Source organism: Novipirellula rosea, assembly GCF_039541335.1.
In the GTDB taxonomy this organism is placed as follows: domain Bacteria; phylum Planctomycetota; class Planctomycetia; order Pirellulales; family Pirellulaceae; genus Novipirellula; species Novipirellula rosea.
Window position 1 is genome coordinate 1 of record NZ_BAABGA010000099.1, and the last position, 16,926, is coordinate 16,926.

10 protein-coding genes are annotated in these 16,926 nt (G+C 55.8%); 3 read left to right on the top strand and 7 right to left on the bottom strand.

The genetic code is table 11. From position 1 onward, the window contains the following. Positions 1 to 619: 619 nt before the first annotated feature. Positions 620 to 1,426: a DUF6602 domain-containing protein gene (locus ABD971_RS29545; protein ID WP_345327309.1), complete on the bottom strand. Its 807-nt coding sequence runs from the start codon at positions 1,424 to 1,426 to the stop codon at positions 620 to 622. A gap of 2,061 nt (positions 1,427 to 3,487) precedes the next feature. Between ABD971_RS29545 and ABD971_RS29550 the strand changes: the two genes are divergently transcribed. After that, positions 3,488 to 3,766 carry a hypothetical protein gene (locus ABD971_RS29550; RefSeq protein WP_345327310.1) on the top strand — a complete coding sequence of 93 codons (279 nt, stop codon included), beginning with the start codon at positions 3,488 to 3,490 and terminating at the stop codon, positions 3,764 to 3,766. A gap of 2,165 nt (positions 3,767 to 5,931) precedes the next feature. Here the strand turns inward: ABD971_RS29550 and ABD971_RS29555 are convergent. Further along, positions 5,932 to 6,993, bottom strand: a complete 1,062-nt coding sequence (locus tag ABD971_RS29555; protein WP_345327311.1) for a S1C family serine protease — start codon at positions 6,991 to 6,993, stop codon at positions 5,932 to 5,934. Between the two features lie 100 nt (positions 6,994 to 7,093). Beyond that, positions 7,094 to 8,236, bottom strand: a complete 1,143-nt coding sequence (locus ABD971_RS29560; protein ID WP_345327312.1) for a S1C family serine protease — start codon at positions 8,234 to 8,236, stop codon at positions 7,094 to 7,096. Positions 8,237 to 8,425: 189 nt separating this feature from the next. On the opposite strand from ABD971_RS29560, the gene ABD971_RS29565 reads away from it, so the two are divergent. Together ABD971_RS29565 and ABD971_RS29570 are read left to right on the top strand one after the other, a co-directional pair. Further along, positions 8,426 to 9,286 (top strand): SDR family oxidoreductase, encoded by an 861-nt coding sequence (locus ABD971_RS29565; RefSeq protein ID WP_345327313.1) that lies wholly within the window; start codon positions 8,426 to 8,428, stop codon positions 9,284 to 9,286. A 225-nt stretch (positions 9,287 to 9,511) separates the two neighbouring features. Next, the gene (locus tag ABD971_RS29570) at positions 9,512 to 10,315 is read left to right on the top strand and encodes an MBL fold metallo-hydrolase (RefSeq protein ID WP_339942577.1); all 804 of its coding nucleotides are present in this window, start codon (positions 9,512 to 9,514) and stop codon (positions 10,313 to 10,315) included. Between the two features lie 323 nt (positions 10,316 to 10,638). On the opposite strand, the gene ABD971_RS29575 is transcribed toward ABD971_RS29570, so the two are convergent. From ABD971_RS29575 to glgC, 4 genes are all read right to left on the bottom strand, one after another. Next, the gene (locus tag ABD971_RS29575) at positions 10,639 to 12,282 is read right to left on the bottom strand and encodes an AAA family ATPase (RefSeq protein WP_345327314.1); all 1,644 of its coding nucleotides are present in this window, start codon (positions 12,280 to 12,282) and stop codon (positions 10,639 to 10,641) included. Then, positions 12,272 to 14,293 carry a peptide MFS transporter gene (locus ABD971_RS29580; RefSeq protein ID WP_345327315.1) on the bottom strand — a complete coding sequence of 674 codons (2,022 nt, stop codon included), beginning with the start codon at positions 14,291 to 14,293 and terminating at the stop codon, positions 12,272 to 12,274. The genes ABD971_RS29575 and ABD971_RS29580 overlap by 11 nt, the downstream gene beginning before the upstream one ends. Before the next feature lie 87 nt (positions 14,294 to 14,380). Continuing rightward, a complete protein-coding gene (locus ABD971_RS29585; RefSeq protein WP_339942580.1) occupies positions 14,381 to 15,283 on the bottom strand; it encodes a GGDEF domain-containing protein in 903 nt (300 codons plus the stop codon). Between the two features lie 88 nt (positions 15,284 to 15,371). After that, positions 15,372 to 16,628 carry a glucose-1-phosphate adenylyltransferase gene (gene glgC / locus ABD971_RS29590; RefSeq protein ID WP_345327316.1) on the bottom strand — a complete coding sequence of 419 codons (1,257 nt, stop codon included), beginning with the start codon at positions 16,626 to 16,628 and terminating at the stop codon, positions 15,372 to 15,374. Positions 16,629 to 16,926 lie beyond the last annotated feature (298 nt).

Consider the following 16,926-nt stretch of genomic DNA (forward strand, 5'->3'; position numbering starts at 1 on the left):
ACTTACCCAGGCGGGATTCCCACCCGCTCGTCAATCAGACCTTGCCAGTCCGCACGTGCATCGGATGGTTCGCCTCAGAGAGCAAGCGATGAGAAAATTCCGAACACGCATAGAAGAATCATGGCGGACGCTAATGACACTGGCAGAATCCGCGATGCAATACGTGCGATCTTCGGCATCTCCCCAATGCTTAATGGACGTGGATCATCAGGCATCCGGTCAAGCATCGCAGACACTAGCGAGCGATATGCAGCGGATTCTGAATGAAGAACTACAGCTGCGGACAAAACTGATAGGGCGAGTGATATCCACGTTCCCCAAAGAGTCGACAGAGTTGCAAGAGTATGTGTCGCATAGTGCTCTTGTAACGCAACTAGAATCGTCAGTGCGCCAGCAGATAAGTTCAGCATTGAGCGGACCCAGTCCATATACCGTTGCCCTGCTAGATTGTTCAGTTCAACAACTCGAAGATGCCTTGCATTGGAATCGGGTTGTGAAGACGGTGATGTTTGCAAGTGAGGGATGCCTTCAAGTAGGCGAACGACCAAGTTCACGCGGCGGGCGCGTGTGACGTTGATTTCAAAACCGACGTTGCCGCCCGCTCGCGTGCAACGCCTGGTTAGGTCGCGTCGTGTACGTTGTTAATGATGCCACCATACGAATAGAGTATTTCCGTGGATGCCGCCGCGTTCTGTTGGAGGCCATGCAACGCCCACACAATTGCCTGCAGATCAGGGTCGCGAGTCAAGAGTCGAAACGTCCCCTCCTCAATCTCCGCATCGAGGCCACCGGTGGGTGATTTGAGCTTCATGCCTTTGATAACGCGAACAATCGCGTATTTGCCAGCGACGTGAATCAAATGGGGTCTTCGAGTTATCGGAATATCTGCGTTTTCAGTGTAGAACGTCTCGACGTGCTGGAGAATCGTAGGTCCCTCAAGTCCGTTGCTCGCATAAACGATCTTGTACGGCCAATCATAGTAGTCTGAGATTTGTATTGTGAACGAGACTCGCCCTTCGAGGGATTTCATTGGTGGAATAGAAGCTATACCGCCCAATGCGTCAAAGAGCTGATTCTTGTCGAGTGTTGACTTGATGGACGCGACTCCAAGAGTGCCCTCAACAGGTGAGAAAGATTTGCCACCGCCGTCCGGGTTATGAAAATCAAAGCGTGGCGCGGTATCGGTCGTCACAATTACATCGAGTTGCTTTGATTCAGTGCCGTCGTCATGGAACAGGAAGCCACCGAGAAAGACATTGCACTTGGACGGGGCATGCTGACGAAGGAAGTCGGCATAGATTCGTTCCCGCGAAACGCCAATGTCGCTGGTGTTTGGGAATACAGAAGCCGCGTCGGCATCACCGCGCAACACTTCGGCGACCTTGAGGTAGTAGTTGCGAAGACGGGCGTAGAACTCTCGTGCCATTCTCTTGCGACCTAACGGCAGACATCACCGAGGACGCGCGAAAGACTCAACCACTGCCAAACCGCTCGGCTCGCGTCCTTCGGTGGATGTCATGGTTATCGGCCGTTTCGGTGCAGTGGGTGTGAATGGCGTTGGCGTATAGTAGCATACGCCGAAACAGAGAAGCACGATCACGAGTGGAAAACCTTGAACGACAATCCGTACGATCCACCAATAAGCACGCAAGAACATTCTACCGAAAATGTGCCGCCATATTCGGCGACGAAAGTTGTTTTTGCGCTCTCTGGAGTCTGCATCTTGCTGTTGTTCTTGGCGTTCGCATCAATGAGCGTCTACTTCGCGTTGAATCCGAGTGCCTTGCAGTCAGGGAATCAGCCTAATCCAGCCACATTTGGCCGTGATGATGTTCCGGGATTGGTAATGTGGTGTGCGATATGGCTGTGCCTTGCGGCGGGAGTCCTCATGCTACTACGTCACACTTGGCGTTTGATGACACGAAAGTGAAACGCCGCTCTTTGTCCGATAACGTTGGCCGTCACGGGGCGGCGACGAGAGATTTCCATTTTCCAACAATGTGACTTCGCCGCTCCCGTGCACGGCTTTGTTATTCGCCGCTCCTGGCGCTACGTCATCCATTCAGCAACCGGTCGTGGCAGTATCTCGCCACAATTGGGGCACCGCATGCCAGGATTCGCGGTGTCGATAAGTGTACCAAGTTCGGAGCAGCAATCGCAAGCAATGTCGGCAAGAACGCGAGTTGAGATAACGCGGCGTCGCGCCCAGTCGTCGTCAGGCAGCATTATCATGGTGCCAGCCAATCGCTTCGGGGCGATCAGCACTGAGGGCATTGATTCAAGGGCAAAATTAAGAGAACGATCTGGATGTGGAATTTCGAGACGATGTTGACGACCAGTCTTGCGACAGACGAGCAGCGTGGAACCGATGTAGCCATCGTCGAATGAGTGGTAATGATATGTGCCAACGGAGAAGGCGAGCTTGCATGCAGTGCATTCGATGTCGGCTGGCATGGTCGCAGGGTCTCGATTTCAATCGAATAACGGTTGAGGTCACCCGGCACGAACGGAAAAGCGACCATTGGGAAAATAGTTTTTTGAGTGCTCGGGTGCACCGGCGTGGTTCGCCACACACGTAGCACCATGATTCACTGCCAAGTACTCTCGACAAGAGGATTGTATCGCCGCCGGAATCGCAAAACAAATCGATCGTGAGTGGAAACATGCAGCCCGACATTAGATGCAAATGCCCTGTTTTTGAATCGCCGAACGACCCGACATTGTGTGAGAGGCTCTGCGTAGGCGAACTATCTTTTTAACCCCGGGTCAGTCGGGTGGTATAATCGAATTCGACCTTATATCACTCGGTGAGTCAAGTGATTTGGGGTATATCACTCGATAGCATCATGAGTCGAGTGATATAGGGTTTTATCACTCGAGAGCATCGAGGAGTCGACGATCATGTCGGTGTTGAAATTTGAGGAAAAAGTGCTGTCCCATAGCGGACTTTCGGACAACGATCGAACTTGGTTCCCGCGGTGACTTTGCCGCTACGCACTCGCCCAGTCGGCGGTGGAGTATTGCCGCGTGATCCGGGATGACGGCATCTGTGGTGATTTATACGTGGATCAGCTGATCGCGGATCCGTGACGGGAGGCGGCCACGAAGGCAGGCTCGGGGAAGGACTGAGAAAATTAGATTGACAATTGGAAATCGAAGAGACAGCGAACGCTGTTTCCGCTTGCACCTTCGGTTACTTGGGTGGCACTCCGCTGAGGTCCACCGCAATCACGAAAACGGATTATTGGCGATCCGAATCGCCGTTGCAAGCAAATTGTTTGGAAAAAAGGTTTCCTGCTGCGAAGGAAAGAAACGCGAGGTGATCGGGAGCGGGGGAAAGTATTGAACAGGCGGTGAGGGAGGGAACGGAGACAAAGCGTTTCCTGTCGCCCCTTCGGGGCATTTACTCTTGCGTTGTTTTGTAACCCACGGCTCACGCCGTGGGCTACAACATGCCGTCCCTTTCGGGACTTGGGGATGATGGTTGATGCGATTGTTGCTGATTGCAGCAACGCTGAAACCGGGGAGAAGAATTGAAAAAGTTAAATTGAAAATTGTAAATTTTAAAATGGATGGGCGCGGCTCGGCGGGAAAGGATGCCACCGAAAATGATCCAACAGGAGGAAAGGGAGACAACAGAGATGAGGCGATCTGCGGCTCTGTTCCCTCCGTTTCCTTCTGTTCAAATTGTCCGCGCAATCTACGTTCATGTTTGCGGCGGGGGCATCTGGTGGGAGCGGAGTCGTGGTTGAATGGAGTCGGTTGAGAGTGGTTGAGAGTGGTTGACGGTCGTCTGGGGGCAGGATCTTTAGCAAGATCCACTACGGGAGGGTGGGGTGAGCCGGAGCGGAGGCGGAATTGATGGGCGGTGCGAGTGAGACTGAGGCAGGCCCTCACCCGGACGTGGCCTTGAGGGCCCGTCCGACCTCTCCCGTGCTGCGCTCGGGAGAGGTGGCTGGATGGAGACGATAATCGATGCAGCGTTTCCTGTCGCCCCTTCGGGGCTTTCGACCTTGGCTTGTTCCGTAACCCACGGCTTACGCCGTGGGCTACACGCTGTCGTCCCTGCCGGGACTTGAGGATGCTGAGTGACGCGTTTGTTGTTCGCTGCGGTTGCTAATGTTTGCAGCGACGTTGGCAAGGGTGGAAGAATTGAAAAAGTTAAATTGACAATTGTAAATTTTAAAATGGATGGGCGCGGCTCGGCGGGAAAGAATGCCACCGAAAATGATCCAACAGGAGGTAAGGGAGACAACAGAGAATACGCGGCTTGCAACTCTGTTTCCTCTGTTCGCTCCTGTTCAAATTGTCCGCGCAATCTACGTTCAGGTTTGCGGCGGGGGCATCTGGTGGGAGCGGAGTCGTGGTTGAATGGAGTCGGCTGAGTGTGGGTGACGGTCGGCTTGGGGGCGGGATCTTTAGCAAGATCCACTACGAAAAATGTAGCGAACGGAGAGGAGGGAATTTGTGACTCCGTTTCCTCTGTTTGCTCCTGTTCAAACAAGACCGCGCAACTAGACCGCGCAGTCGTCGCTCTTGTAGGCGATGGAGACTGGTGGCTCGGGCGAGACCTGGACCTAAGTAACCAGTACGGCGGGATCTTTAGCAAGATCCACTACGGGAGGGTGGGGTGAGCCGGAGCGGAGGCGGAATTGATGGGCGGTGCGAGTGAGACTGAGACAGGCCCTCACCCGGACGCGGCCTATGGGGCCCGTCCGACCTCTCCCGTGCTGCGCTCGGGAGAGGTGGCAGATGGAGGCGCTGGACGGGCGATAGACGTAGCGTTTTCTGTCGCCCCTGCCGGGACCTAGGGATGCTGGTTGACGCGTTTGTTGTTCGCTGCGGTTGCTAATGTTTGCAGCGATGTTGGGGAGGGTGTGAGTATTGAAAAAGTTAAATTGACAATTGTAAATTTTAAGATGGATGGGCGTGGCTCGGCGGAAAAGGACGCCTCCGAAAATGATCCAACAGGAGGAAAGGGAGATAACAGAGATGAGGCGACCTGTAACTCTGTTCTCTCTGTTTGCTCCTGTTCAAATACAGACCGCGCAATCGTCGCTCTTGCTGGCGATGGTGACCTGGGGGCTCGGGCGAGATTAAGATTAAGAATTCAGTGGGGCGGGATCTTTAGCAAGATCCACTACGGGAGGGCGGGGTGAGCCGGAGCGGAGGCGGAATTGATGGGCGGTGCGAGTGAGACCGAGGCAGGCCCTCACCCGGACGAGGCCTAAAGGGCCCGTCCGACCTCTCCCGTGCTGCGCTCGGGAGAGGTGGCTGGATGGAGACGATAATAGACGTAGCGTTTTCTGTCGCCCCTGCCGGGACTTGGGGCTGCTGGTTGACGCGTTTGTTGTTCGCTGCGGTTGCTAATGCTTGCAACGACGTTGGGGAGGGTGGAAGAATTGAAAAAGTTAAATTGACAATTGTAAATTTTAAAATGGATGGGCGCGGCTCGGCGGAAAAGGACGCCTCCGAAAATGATTGAACAGGAGGAAAGGGAGATAACAGAGATGAGGCGACCTGTAACTCTGTTCTCTCTGTTTGCTCCTGTTCAAATTGTCCGCGCAATTGTCGCTGCTGTTGGCGACGGAGAGCTGGTTGATCGGGTGAGACTAGGGTTAAGAGTATGGTTATGATTACGAGCTTAGTGCCGCGGGATCTTTAGCAAGATCCACTACGGGAGGGTGGGGCTAGTGGGACTGGACGCGGAATTGATACGCGGTGCGAGTGAGCTGGTGGCAGGCCCTCACCCGAGCAATCGCTAAAAGGCTCTGCTCGACCTCTCCCTGCTGCGCTGGGAGAGGTGGCTGGGATGACAGATGGTGACGCTCGCGCGAGCTGGGGGGGGCACCGGGATGTCGCTGAAAAGGCTCCAACCGGACTCCCCTACAGCGAAGCTGTTGGGGGAGATGGAGTCGATATTGCGTGCGGCTAGTTCGCTGATCCGCGGGCTTCTTGCAGCATGTTGACCATCTCGGGTAACAACAGCGACGAGGGCAATGCGTAGCTGACCACGCGACCAGCACGGGCGATGTTTAATCCGATCACGCGGCCGGAGGAATCGAGTACCGGGCCGCCACATTGATCGGGATCCAATACCGTATCATGCTGGAATACGCGATCAAATCCACTGAGCCGGACGTTGCGGGGGCCGTTGACACGGCTGTCGTTCTCGGATTCTTGTAGCACCCCAAACTCGCGGATCCCCGCGTTCATCTCCATCGTGCTGCCAGAACGCAGAATCGTTAACTGGACACTTTCACCCGGAAACATCCCTCGCAAGGTGTTGATCACGTTGTCACTGTTGAAAACCTCTTGCCCATTGATCGCAATGATCTGATCCTCGGGTTCAATCCCTGCTTCGTCCGCACCGCTGTCGGGCCAAACACCTTCCACTCGAGCTCGCCCATTTGTGCTGTTACCCAGCACCACGCCAAGCCGCCCTTTGTGCTCTACACGCCGTTCTAAAACACCAAGGCTGCCGATCCCGATCGGTCGTCCGGTGCGTCCAGGAGTGATAAGAAAACTACCTACCGGAGGCTGCTGAGGATAAAACTCGGCTGGCTTGAAATCAAAATTAGCATCGACTTTTAACAACGCCAAATCGTTCGCGCGACGCACCGCGGCAACACGCGCGGGCAGCAAGCGACCATCGTGCAGTCGCACACGAATCGGGTCTCCGCCACTGAGTTCGCTGCGTTTGGTCAGCACATAGCCGTCGGCGCCGACGACCGTGCCGAGAGCAACCGGACGCCCGCCGCTGGTCACTTGAACGACCGACTGCTGGACCGAGGCCAAGATCGGATCGACCAACTGCATCATTTCGCCGTTGTCGCGGCGGTGCGAGACCTTGACACTAAAGCCTTGACGCAGCCACTGCGGAGTCCTTGATTCTTGGGCACCGGATGTATCGGCAAACCCGATCGAGACCATGACGAAGGCGATCAGACCGCAAGTGGTTCGTCGATGCCGATTAAAAAGCAATGAATTCAAAACGTTGTCTCCAACAAAACGACACCCGAGCAGAAGGAAATCTCAATCTGCATGCGAACAAGTTTACGACCAAGCGACCACCATCGTCGATGGCATCTCGTTAATCCTCACGCCCAATTTCGACGACGACACGAACCCGTTGATTGTTACGGTTCACCCAAACCTCGACACGCTCACCGGGCATCGTGTCGGCGACAGCTTTGATCAGCGACCCGAAATCGCTCACCTTCACGTCGCCAAAACGCTCGACAATATCGTCCACTAATAACCCTGCGTCTTCGGCCGGAGAGCCTTTCTTGACTTCTCGCACGCGAGCGACGGACTCGGATTGATTCCCCGAGACCCCTAAAACGGGACGAAAACCGGGTAGCACGCCCCACGCTTCGCTGGCGGCCAACCGTTTCCATGAAATGTCGTAATGATCCACCGGGATATGCAAATTGTCGGCGACATCGTTGCCAATCCGGCTATGAACGGCAATCAAGCGTCCTTCGATATCAAATAACGGGCCACCGCTGTCGCCGCCGATCAAGGCACAATCGGTCACGATCGCGTCGGGGCGAACGGTCAAAATGCGTCCGACGCGAGTCACCGGGCCTCGATCGCGGTCGTAGCCGCCAGGATGTCCAGTCGCGATGCACCACATGCCGGGCACCAATTTATCACTGGTTCCAAGAGTGGCGTGGGGCCACGGTTGTCCTTCGTTTTGACCATCATTTATTTTGATCAATCCTGCATCGACACTGCGGTTCATCCCTAACGTCGTTGCCATCACGGTGCGACCGTTGGACATGCGAATCACCGCACTTTTGCCAGGCCGCATCGCCACATGGGCTGCGGTCAGAATGTACCCGGTGTCGGTGATGATCACGCCACAACCCTGCGCCGCGCCGATCTGGACACTGACGGTACAATCTCGAGCGAGCCGCGAGACCTGCTGCTGCTGCTTTTCCAAAAGTCGCATCTGCTCGAGCGACGATGGGGTGCCGCCACGACTCAGCAGTCCTTGCAGCGGATTCGGTACCGAAACCAGGGTCCCGCTAGTGGTGGTGGTGGACGGCGGAACCGTACCCTGCGACTCAACAGCGGGAACTCGATATTGTCCGCGTTGCCTTTCCGTCGCTGACGATGGAAGAACAGTGTCCTGAGCCTCGATAGCGGGAGCGGCAACCAAACCGAATAGCAAAAGCCATAAGCAGGTGACGTTGATGGGGGTGGGCGTTAACGCTACTGTCGATTTCAATGGCAGCTCCTCGCTGAGACTTCGTAAACGATCTTGCGAACCTGAGTCTTCAACGAATTGTTTTCCTGGCGCATCATCCGCCGCCGACTCGATCGCGGCTTTATTGTAGCTGGTGTAGCAAGAATGGGAAAAATGAAGCCGACAAACTCCCCTGCCGAACGCATTAAAAACCCACCGAGCCCCCCTGTTATGCCTAAATTTCGCATTTTGATCGTCGGATGCGGCTACCTCGGAAGCGTGGTTGCCAAAATGGCTCACGATTCGGGACACACCGTTTTCGCCACCACGCGTCGCCCCCAGCGGGCCATCGAGCTTCGGCAACAAGGAATTGAGCCGATTCTTGCCGATTGGACGAATCGTTCTAGTTTGCAGGCGTTACCGGAGGTCGACCGGGTCCTGGTCGCGGTCAGCTACGATTCGGCCAGCGGGTTATCGCGTTATGAGTCGCAAGTCGGCGGAATGCGGAATTTACTGGAGGCAGTGCCCGAGCAGGCCCATCTGTGCTACATCAGCACCACGGGGGTGTACCACCAGACCGGAGGCGTCTGGGTCGACGAACGATCGCCCGCGAAACCCAATCGCGAAGGGGGCCGGGTTCATCTGCAGGCCGAAGATTTGCTGCATCGCCATCGACCGGCCGCCCCCTGGATCATCCTGCGGTTAGCGGGAATTTACGGGCCTGGCCGAGTGCCGCGGATCGCCACTCTGTTGGAGGGACAACCGATCGCGTCCGCCGAAGACGGCTACCTAAACCTGATTCACGTCGACGATGCCGCCGGTGCGGTGTTCGCAGCATGGCAGGATTCGAGCTACCGAATGTACGTGGTCGGGGACGACGAGCCGATGCCAAGACGAGACTTTTACTGTGAAATTGCCCGCCAATGTGGTGCCGCGACTCCCGTTTTCGAGCCGCCACCGGCCGGTTCGGCGAAGCAAATGCGAAGCGAAAGCAACAAGCGAATTTGGAATCGTCGACTCAAGGGGAACTTATTACCCAGATTAGCCTTTCCGACCTATCGTGAAGGCTTGGCCTCGATTCTGAAGACTTGAGGAAGGCCTGACGCATTGAAGGTGGCCTGTGGCATTGCGGTGATGGGGCCGTTCCGTCAGGAAGTGCTTCGGTTTTTAGCAAATTCGCCGGACGTGGCCCTAAGACACTTGGTTTGGAATGTTCCCTCATTCGGCGCCGTTATGATGTCAACCGGGTTTTCGTTGTTCCCCGAGACGGCGTAGAATACCGCACCCGCAAATTCATTCCTTTAAAAATCATTCGTCATGTTGATTCGTAAACCTATTTTCCCAGGTGTGATCGAGCTTAATTTTCAAGCTGGCGAGGTTCTCGGTTGCAACGTCTACTTGGTGTACGATCAAGACGAATGGATTCTGATCGACATCGGATACGAAGAGACGGTCGAGGATTTCGTCGAGATCATTCGGCAGCTTGATTTCCCGCTGTCACGCTGCAAGACGCTGGTCGCGACGCATGCGGATGTCGATCACATCCAGGGGCTTGCCAAGGCCAAACAGCTACTGAAGACGACGGTTACGGGGCACCCCAAAGCGGTCAAACCGCTTCGTGAAGGGGACACGCTGATCACGCTGGCGGAAATCGAAGCTCAGAACCTGAAGCTCGCGATGCCTCCGGTCGAAATCGAGCACGAGGTCAACGATGGCGACATCATCAAGATCGGCAATCTGGAACTCGAAGTCTGGCACACACCGGGACACACCGACAGCCAGTTGGCGTTCCGTCATGGCGACGTCTTGCTCAGCGGCGATAACATTTATCGTGATGGTTGCATCGGAGCGATCGACGCGCATCACGGCAGCGACATCAAGGCGTTCGTCAAATCGCTCGAGCGAATTCGCGACAGTGACGTCAAATGGTTGGCTCCGAGCCATGGCCCGATCTTCCGCAACGACAAAGACTTTCTAAATCGCACGATCGATCGTGTGCGTGGCTACTTAAAAATGGCCGACTTCGGAACGCTTGCCGACAGCTGGCCGCTGATGGACCAATGGGATGACGAGGTTGCCGAAGGCAAACTGCCCGAAGGGCTTGTCCCGCCCAGTGCGTAAGGTGTGGGATAGGCTTCCAGCCTTTTCGCCCCCACAACTCATGTCGAGCGAATTATCACCTCAGCTCGATAGGGATTTAAGCAATTAGCCGCAGGCAAGCGAAGCGCCACCTACGGACCCCAACGCTCAACTGCGGTTTTGACCCTGTAAGGGTCACGGCACCGTCATCTGTGACCCTTTCAGGGTCAACGATTATGAAACAATCCGTTTTCCGGTGGTGTTCGCTGCGCTCAAACCACCGGCTAATTGCTGAAATCCCTATCGGGATAAGCTCGTAAAAGTTATTGGGTATAAAAAGGCTAGAAGTCGATCCCACATTCAGCCTATTTTTCGGCGACGTCGGCCCAGTCGGCTAGTTGGATGTGCTCGCACTTTTTGCAGCGGACACGGATGCCGAGCGACTCGGGCATGATTCGCACTTTGCGTTGACATCCGTTGCACTGGATACGCAATACGTGCGGCTTAGCAATCAGAGAATCGAGTTGACGACTGGTCACCCCAGGGACGCTGACGTCATTGGCGAGCAGCACGGTTAACAGCGACTCGGTCAACTGAGAAACTTCGGCGATCCGGTCGGCCAGGCGGCGAATCGTGTCTTCGAATGCGTTTCGCACTAAACGGCCGTTGCCAAAATGACGGTCGCGGTGTTCGTACACCTGCTGAAAACCGACCAACAAACGATGACGTGCTTCACTGGGCAATTGATACTGATTTTGTTCGCACATCCCTTCAAAGATGCGGCCCAAGTCCGAGGGCGTGTAGTCCTCGAAATCAATCTTGGTATTGATCCGCGATGACAAGCCGGGATTGCTGCGAATCATCTTGTCCATCTCGTCGCTGTAACCGGCCAAGATCACGGCCATCGATTCGCGGTCGTCTTCCATCCGTTTCAGCAGCGCCTGGATCGCTTCGCGTCCGTAGGCGTCGTCGCCCGAGGCATCGACCAGACTGTAGGCTTCGTCGATAAACAGCACGCCTCCTTTGGCAGAATCGCAGAGCTTGTTGGTTTTCGGCGCGGTTTGGCCAGCGTACTCGGCAACCAGTCCGCTGCGATCGGTTTCGATCACATGCCCCGAGGGAAGCGTACCGAGCCCACCGAGGATTTGTCCGACAATTCGCGCGACGGTCGTTTTGCCGGTGCCTGGATTCCCAATAAACGCCATATGCAAACTGATCGGCATCGTCGCAAGCCCGGCGTCTTTGCGTTGCTGTTGCAGACGCAGAAAGTTGGCATAGCTGCGAACTCGATCTTTGACGCTCTGCAACCCAATCAGCGACTCGAGTTCTTTCATGGCCGCTTGCAGTCGCCGCTCGCGGTCGGCAGGGCACTCCGGTTCCGCCGCTTTCCCCGTCACCGCGCTAGCCTGCTGCTGTTCGTGTTGGTAGGCAACCGCCGAGGGACCTTCGGACGACGCGTTTCCAATCGGCGCTAGCGTCGATTTCGGATCCGCCGGATGCAGCGCCATGTCGATATCACGCTGCAGCGTATGCAGTGCGACCGACTCTTCGGGCATCGTTTGACCGTCACACTTGGCGACCAGATTGGCCAAACGCATTACGATCGTTTCGACCTGTGCCTTGCTGTCGGCAAGCGGGGCATAACGCACAAAGGGAGCGACCAGCGATTCCCAGGACAGCTGGTCGGCTTGCTCGAATAGCCCGGTGGCCGCTTCGCGCAATTGCCCGCCTTGCAATTGTTCGCCCCACAGATGTTCGATCATCGCCGCGGCGACTCGCTTCTCGGCGCTGGTCCAGCGATCGTCGGCGCGAACGATCGTGACATAGACCTTGACCAACAAACCGCGATGCAGGTCATCCATCAGCTCAACGAACTGATTCGGATTGCCTTCGATTAGCGTGGGATAGCGGCGCACCATCCACTGGCCGCAATGGTTGTACAGTTTCCCGCAGTCGCGAATCACGCGGCGCAGCAAACCAATCACACGGGCATCGTCTTTATCGTTCATCCTGCTCGTGCATCCAGCGGCTCAACCATGGCGACAATAGCAAACATGCGAGCCCCGAAAGCATCGCAGTGACTGCGATTGTACCAAACACACCGCCATACACGTCAACCGTCTCGGTCGGCAGCGGAATCACGCTGCCGGTGTCTCCGCCTTCGCTGACGCCAGTTAACTGGGAAATGATCGCCGCGAGGTACTGGCTAAACGCAGTCGCCAAGAACCAACCGCCCATCACCGTGCTGACGAGATGCCGAGGGCTGAGCTTGGTCATCGTCGAGAGCCCGACGGGGCTGAGGCACAATTCGCCCATCGTTTGCAGCAGGTACCCCAGCAACAACCAACTGATCGAAACCATCCCGCGTCCATTGGCATTGACGGCTCCGTACCAGAAGGCACCAAACCCGAGCCCCAGCAGCGCCAAACCAAACGCAAATTTAACTGGCGAGGAGGGATCGGCATCTCGCATTCGCAACTGCGTCCACAGTGCCGAGAAAACAAGTCCTAACAGCAGAATGAAGATCGGATTGACCGACTGAAACAAGCTGGCGGGTAATTCGGCATCACGCGATGCGATCCCCATCCCGACATTGCTCTCGCGAATCGTCCAATCAATCTCAAAGCCTTTGGCTTCATGATCGGCTCGCAATTGATCCAAATCGGAAATCGAGAAGACTTCACCGTCTTTCCACTCGTATCCAATCTGTTCCTGAGTCGGTTCGATTTGAATTGTTTCGCCGACCATCGATTCGGTCACCACCGACGCTTCGACAACACGATCGACATTGCGGTCGGTGAACAGGTTGACGCTACTGCCGGCCTGTTCAAAGAACGCGAAAAACAGCATTTGAAAGAAGATCAGCACCAACGCAACGATCATCCGTTGCCGTGGTATTTGATCCAATTTAAAGGTCTGGATGATCAGATAACCAAACGCGATGATCCCGATCACGGTCAAGACCAGCCCCGCAGGCTTACTGACTTCTTTCAGAAAGACGACCGCGATACTGCGGACTGCCTTTGAGGTCGCCGAGGCGTCTTCTTGGACGTCACCGGTAAAGCTATTGATCGTTTCGTTCGGGATCAGCTGGAGCGATTTACCATCGTCGGTCAGTGGCGAAAATCCGCTCACTAGCAGCGTCAAAACGGGAATCGCGACCAATGTCCCGAGATAAACCATCCAGTCGTGACGACCATCCATCCCCTCAGGCCGCTGGCCCTTGTCCGCACTCAAACCGCCTCGCGAGAGCGCGACACAGGCGATCGCCCCTGCGGCGACCAAGGCAACCGCGACAAAGATATTCACGGCGGTGGTCCATGGATTATCGGGATGGAACACCAGCATGCCGATGGCGCTGACCGCTGCCCCCAGCCCGATCAAACTTTGCGTCACCACGGTGGGCATCACAAACACGGCCAACCCGATCAACATCCCGATCGTGGCGAGCCCAAAACCGTAATGCCATCCATAGGTCTCGCCGACGTAGCCACACAACAAGGGGCTCATTGCGGCGCCCAGATTGATGCCCATGTAAAAGATCGTGAAACCGCCGTCGCGTTTGCCGCTGCCTTTGGGGTACAGCGATCCGACGATCGTCGAAATGTTGGGTTTAAAGAAACCGTTGCCAACAATCAGCAGCGACAGCGCGATGAAAAACGGCCACTGCGCTTCGTAGGTCATCAACAGATGGCCCGCCGCCATCAACACGCCTCCCAAGATCACGGCGCGGCGTTGCCCCAACACTCGGTCGGCCAACAAGCCGCCGAAAAACGGCGTCATATAGACCAGCGCGGTGTAGGCACCATAAACCGTATAGGCTTGTTCGTCCCCATATTTCAGGAACCCCTTGATCATGTACAGGACCAACAGGGCGCGCATGCCGTAGTAGGAAAATCGTTCCCACATCTCGGCAAAGAACAGCGTGTACAACCCTGTCGGGTGCCCAAATAAAGTGGATTGGCCGTCGTGCAGGTCGGCATCCGAACGCGTGGGTTTTACAGAATCGTCAACGCTCATCGTGAATTCAAATTCGGGAAATGCAGGTTCGAGGACAGGTTAAGATGCCGAAGCAACATGGATGAAGTTGGGGGGGAGTCGTTGTGTTCAGCCTTTGGCCACTTCGGGGGCACCCACAAGCGAGGGACCTTTGCCGTCGTGATAATAAACTCGGTTGCGGCCAATATTTTTCGCAGCGTAAAGCGCCTCATCGGCCCGTCGCACCACGGGGCTGGCGACGAGGTCATCGCGAGGCTCGCTGACTCCGACGCTGATCGTGACCGACAAGGGCTTGCCGCCCAAATCGATCTGGTGCGACGCCATCGTTTTGCGAACCTTGTTCATTTTGTCCGCGGCGATTTGCAGCGGACCGTTCATCAAGATCGCGAACTCTTCGCCACCAAAACGGGCGACAATGATGGCGTCATCAAGTTCTAAACGCAGCAGCTTGGCGACTTGCTGAAGCACTTGGTCGCCGACTTGATGCCCGTGCGTGTCGTTAAAGTTTTTAAAGTGATCGATGTCGATCAGGGCCAAGGCAAACGAGCGGCCCCCCTTGCGAAACGTTGCGAAGGTTTCATCAAGCTTTTGGTCGAATGCACGACGGTTGTGCAATCCGGTCAAGGCGTCGGTGCGAGCTTCGGTGAGATAGCTCTCGATCTGCTTGGTTTGTTTATCGAGCTGGCGTTCGGCCGATTCCAGCCGAGTCTGCAACTGCTCGTTGCTCTCCATGATCTGTTTCAATAGCGCGATCACCTTGGGAGCCGTCTGAGCGGACTGGGCATCCACTCGCACCTCGTTGCTCAATTCTCCCAATCGCGTTTGATACTGCGAGACGCTGCCAGAGTATTCGTTTGTCCAGGCCCCGAGTTCTTGCAGCATTTGCAGGACGCGTTCGCGTTCGTCTTGAGACATCGCTACCCCCGCGGCTTGGTTATATTTGCGTCCGAACCGGTACCCTAGCATTAGCCCCACGGCCAACAGCACCAGGCCTGAGGCAATACCCACCATCGTTGGGACAAGGTTTCCCTGCAATAGTTCTTCGTTGATAACCGTTTGCCCAATAATAATTAACGAGGAAGTGCACCGAGTGGGCTGGCTAATAGTGGACCGCGTCGCCAGCGGGGTTTGAGGCCAATTGTTCTCCACGAGCGATCACAACCAACCCGCTTTCAGTGACGGTAAAACCGCGTGCCTCATCGGCCGCACGATCATACCCGATTTCCGTTTCTGCTGGGATGCGGACGCCTTTATCGACGATAACACGGCGTAAACGACAGCGACGCCCAACTTCGACCCCTTCGAACAAGATACTGTCTTCGACGTGGGCATAGCTGTTGATCCGGACGTTGGGACCGACGATGCTGCGTGCCACACTGCCGCCGCTAATGATCGCTCCTTGGCAAACCAACGAGTCGAGAGCTTCGCCTCGTCGCGAGGAGTGGCCTTCGCTGCCGAAGACAAACTTCGGTGGCGGCAGCATCGGTTGGAACGAGCGAATCGGCCAATGTTGGTCATACAGATTCAATTGCGGATCGACGCCGACCAAGTCCATATTCGCTTCGTAATAAGCGTCGATGGTACCGACGTCACGCCAATAAGCATCGCGTTTTCGATTCTCGTCCAAGAACGGAAAGGCATAAACGCCATGCTTTTCGATCGCCGCAGGGATGATGTTCTTGCCGAAGTCGTGATCGCTTTCGGTCCGAGTTGCATCATCACAGAGCTGTTCGAACAGGAACCGCGCGTTGAAGACGTAGATGCCCATCGATGCCAGACAGACATCGGGATCGTCGGGGGTCGGCATCGGATCGGCCGGTTTTTCTTGGAATCCGGTCAAGCGGTTATCCAAGTCGACCTGCATCACCCCGAATTGCCTCGCTTCATCACGGCTGACCCGCAGGGCTCCGATCGTGATATCCGCCCCCATTTTGCGATGGAAATCGACCATCGGCTTGTAGTTCATCTTGTAGATATGGTCGCCCGCCAAGATCACGACGTCTTTGGGCTGTTCGCTCTCGATCGCGTAGATGTTTTGATAGACGGCGTCGGCGGTGCCTTGATACCAATTATTGTCGATCCGCTGTTGCGGCGGGACAACGTCGATAAACTCGCCCAGTTCGCGGCAAAAATAATTCCGCCAGGAAAGGTTGATGTGCCGATCGAGCGACTGGGCCTTGTACTGCGTCAACAACAGCATGCGTCGCATCCCGCTGTTCAGTGCATTGCTGAGAACAAAGTCAATAATCCGATACAGGCCGCCAAAAGGGACTGCAGGCTTGGCCCGGTCTCGCGTCAAAGGCTCCAGACGCGAACCCCGCCCCCCGGCCAAAATGACCGTCAATGTATCTCGCATACGATTTTATTAGCTCCTTGCTTGCTTTGGATCGCCCGGCAGATCGATCGCCGGTGGACCGATCGATAGCGTACCAGATTAGTAGCTGGAAATGTCCAGCCCCGGAGCGTGAAAGAGCGTATTTTTGGCCTACGGTTTGCTCCGATTACGCGGGTTCTCGGGCACGCTGTCGCATCGGCAGACCATGGTGGTTTCAATCTAGGCAGACTTCGCCAAGTTTGCGGTTTGCCGGGTAGGTTTTACCGCCCTTTGGCCGACGCGGCACCACGCGTCCCAGCAGCCCCTTGGCGCCGCTCAG

Excerpts from the sequence above, each read along its gene's own strand:
- ABD971_RS29545 (WP_345327309.1), bottom strand. The coding sequence starts at position 1,426 with ATGGCACGAGAGTTCTACGCCCGTCTTCGCAACTACTACCTCAAGGTC.
- ABD971_RS29550 (WP_345327310.1), top strand. The coding sequence starts at position 3,488 with ATGCGATTGTTGCTGATTGCAGCAACGCTGAAACCGGGGAGAAGAATT.
- ABD971_RS29565 (WP_345327313.1), top strand. The coding sequence starts at position 8,426 with ATGCCTAAATTTCGCATTTTGATCGTCGGATGCGGCTACCTCGGAAGC.
- ABD971_RS29570 (WP_339942577.1), top strand. The coding sequence starts at position 9,512 with ATGTTGATTCGTAAACCTATTTTCCCAGGTGTGATCGAGCTTAATTTT.
- ABD971_RS29575 (WP_345327314.1), bottom strand. The coding sequence starts at position 12,282 with ATGAACGATAAAGACGATGCCCGTGTGATTGGTTTGCTGCGCCGCGTG.
- ABD971_RS29580 (WP_345327315.1), bottom strand. The coding sequence starts at position 14,293 with ATGAGCGTTGACGATTCTGTAAAACCCACGCGTTCGGATGCCGACCTG.
- ABD971_RS29585 (WP_339942580.1), bottom strand. The coding sequence starts at position 15,283 with ATGGTGGGTATTGCCTCAGGCCTGGTGCTGTTGGCCGTGGGGCTAATG.
- glgC (WP_345327316.1), bottom strand. The coding sequence starts at position 16,628 with ATGCGAGATACATTGACGGTCATTTTGGCCGGGGGGCGGGGTTCGCGT.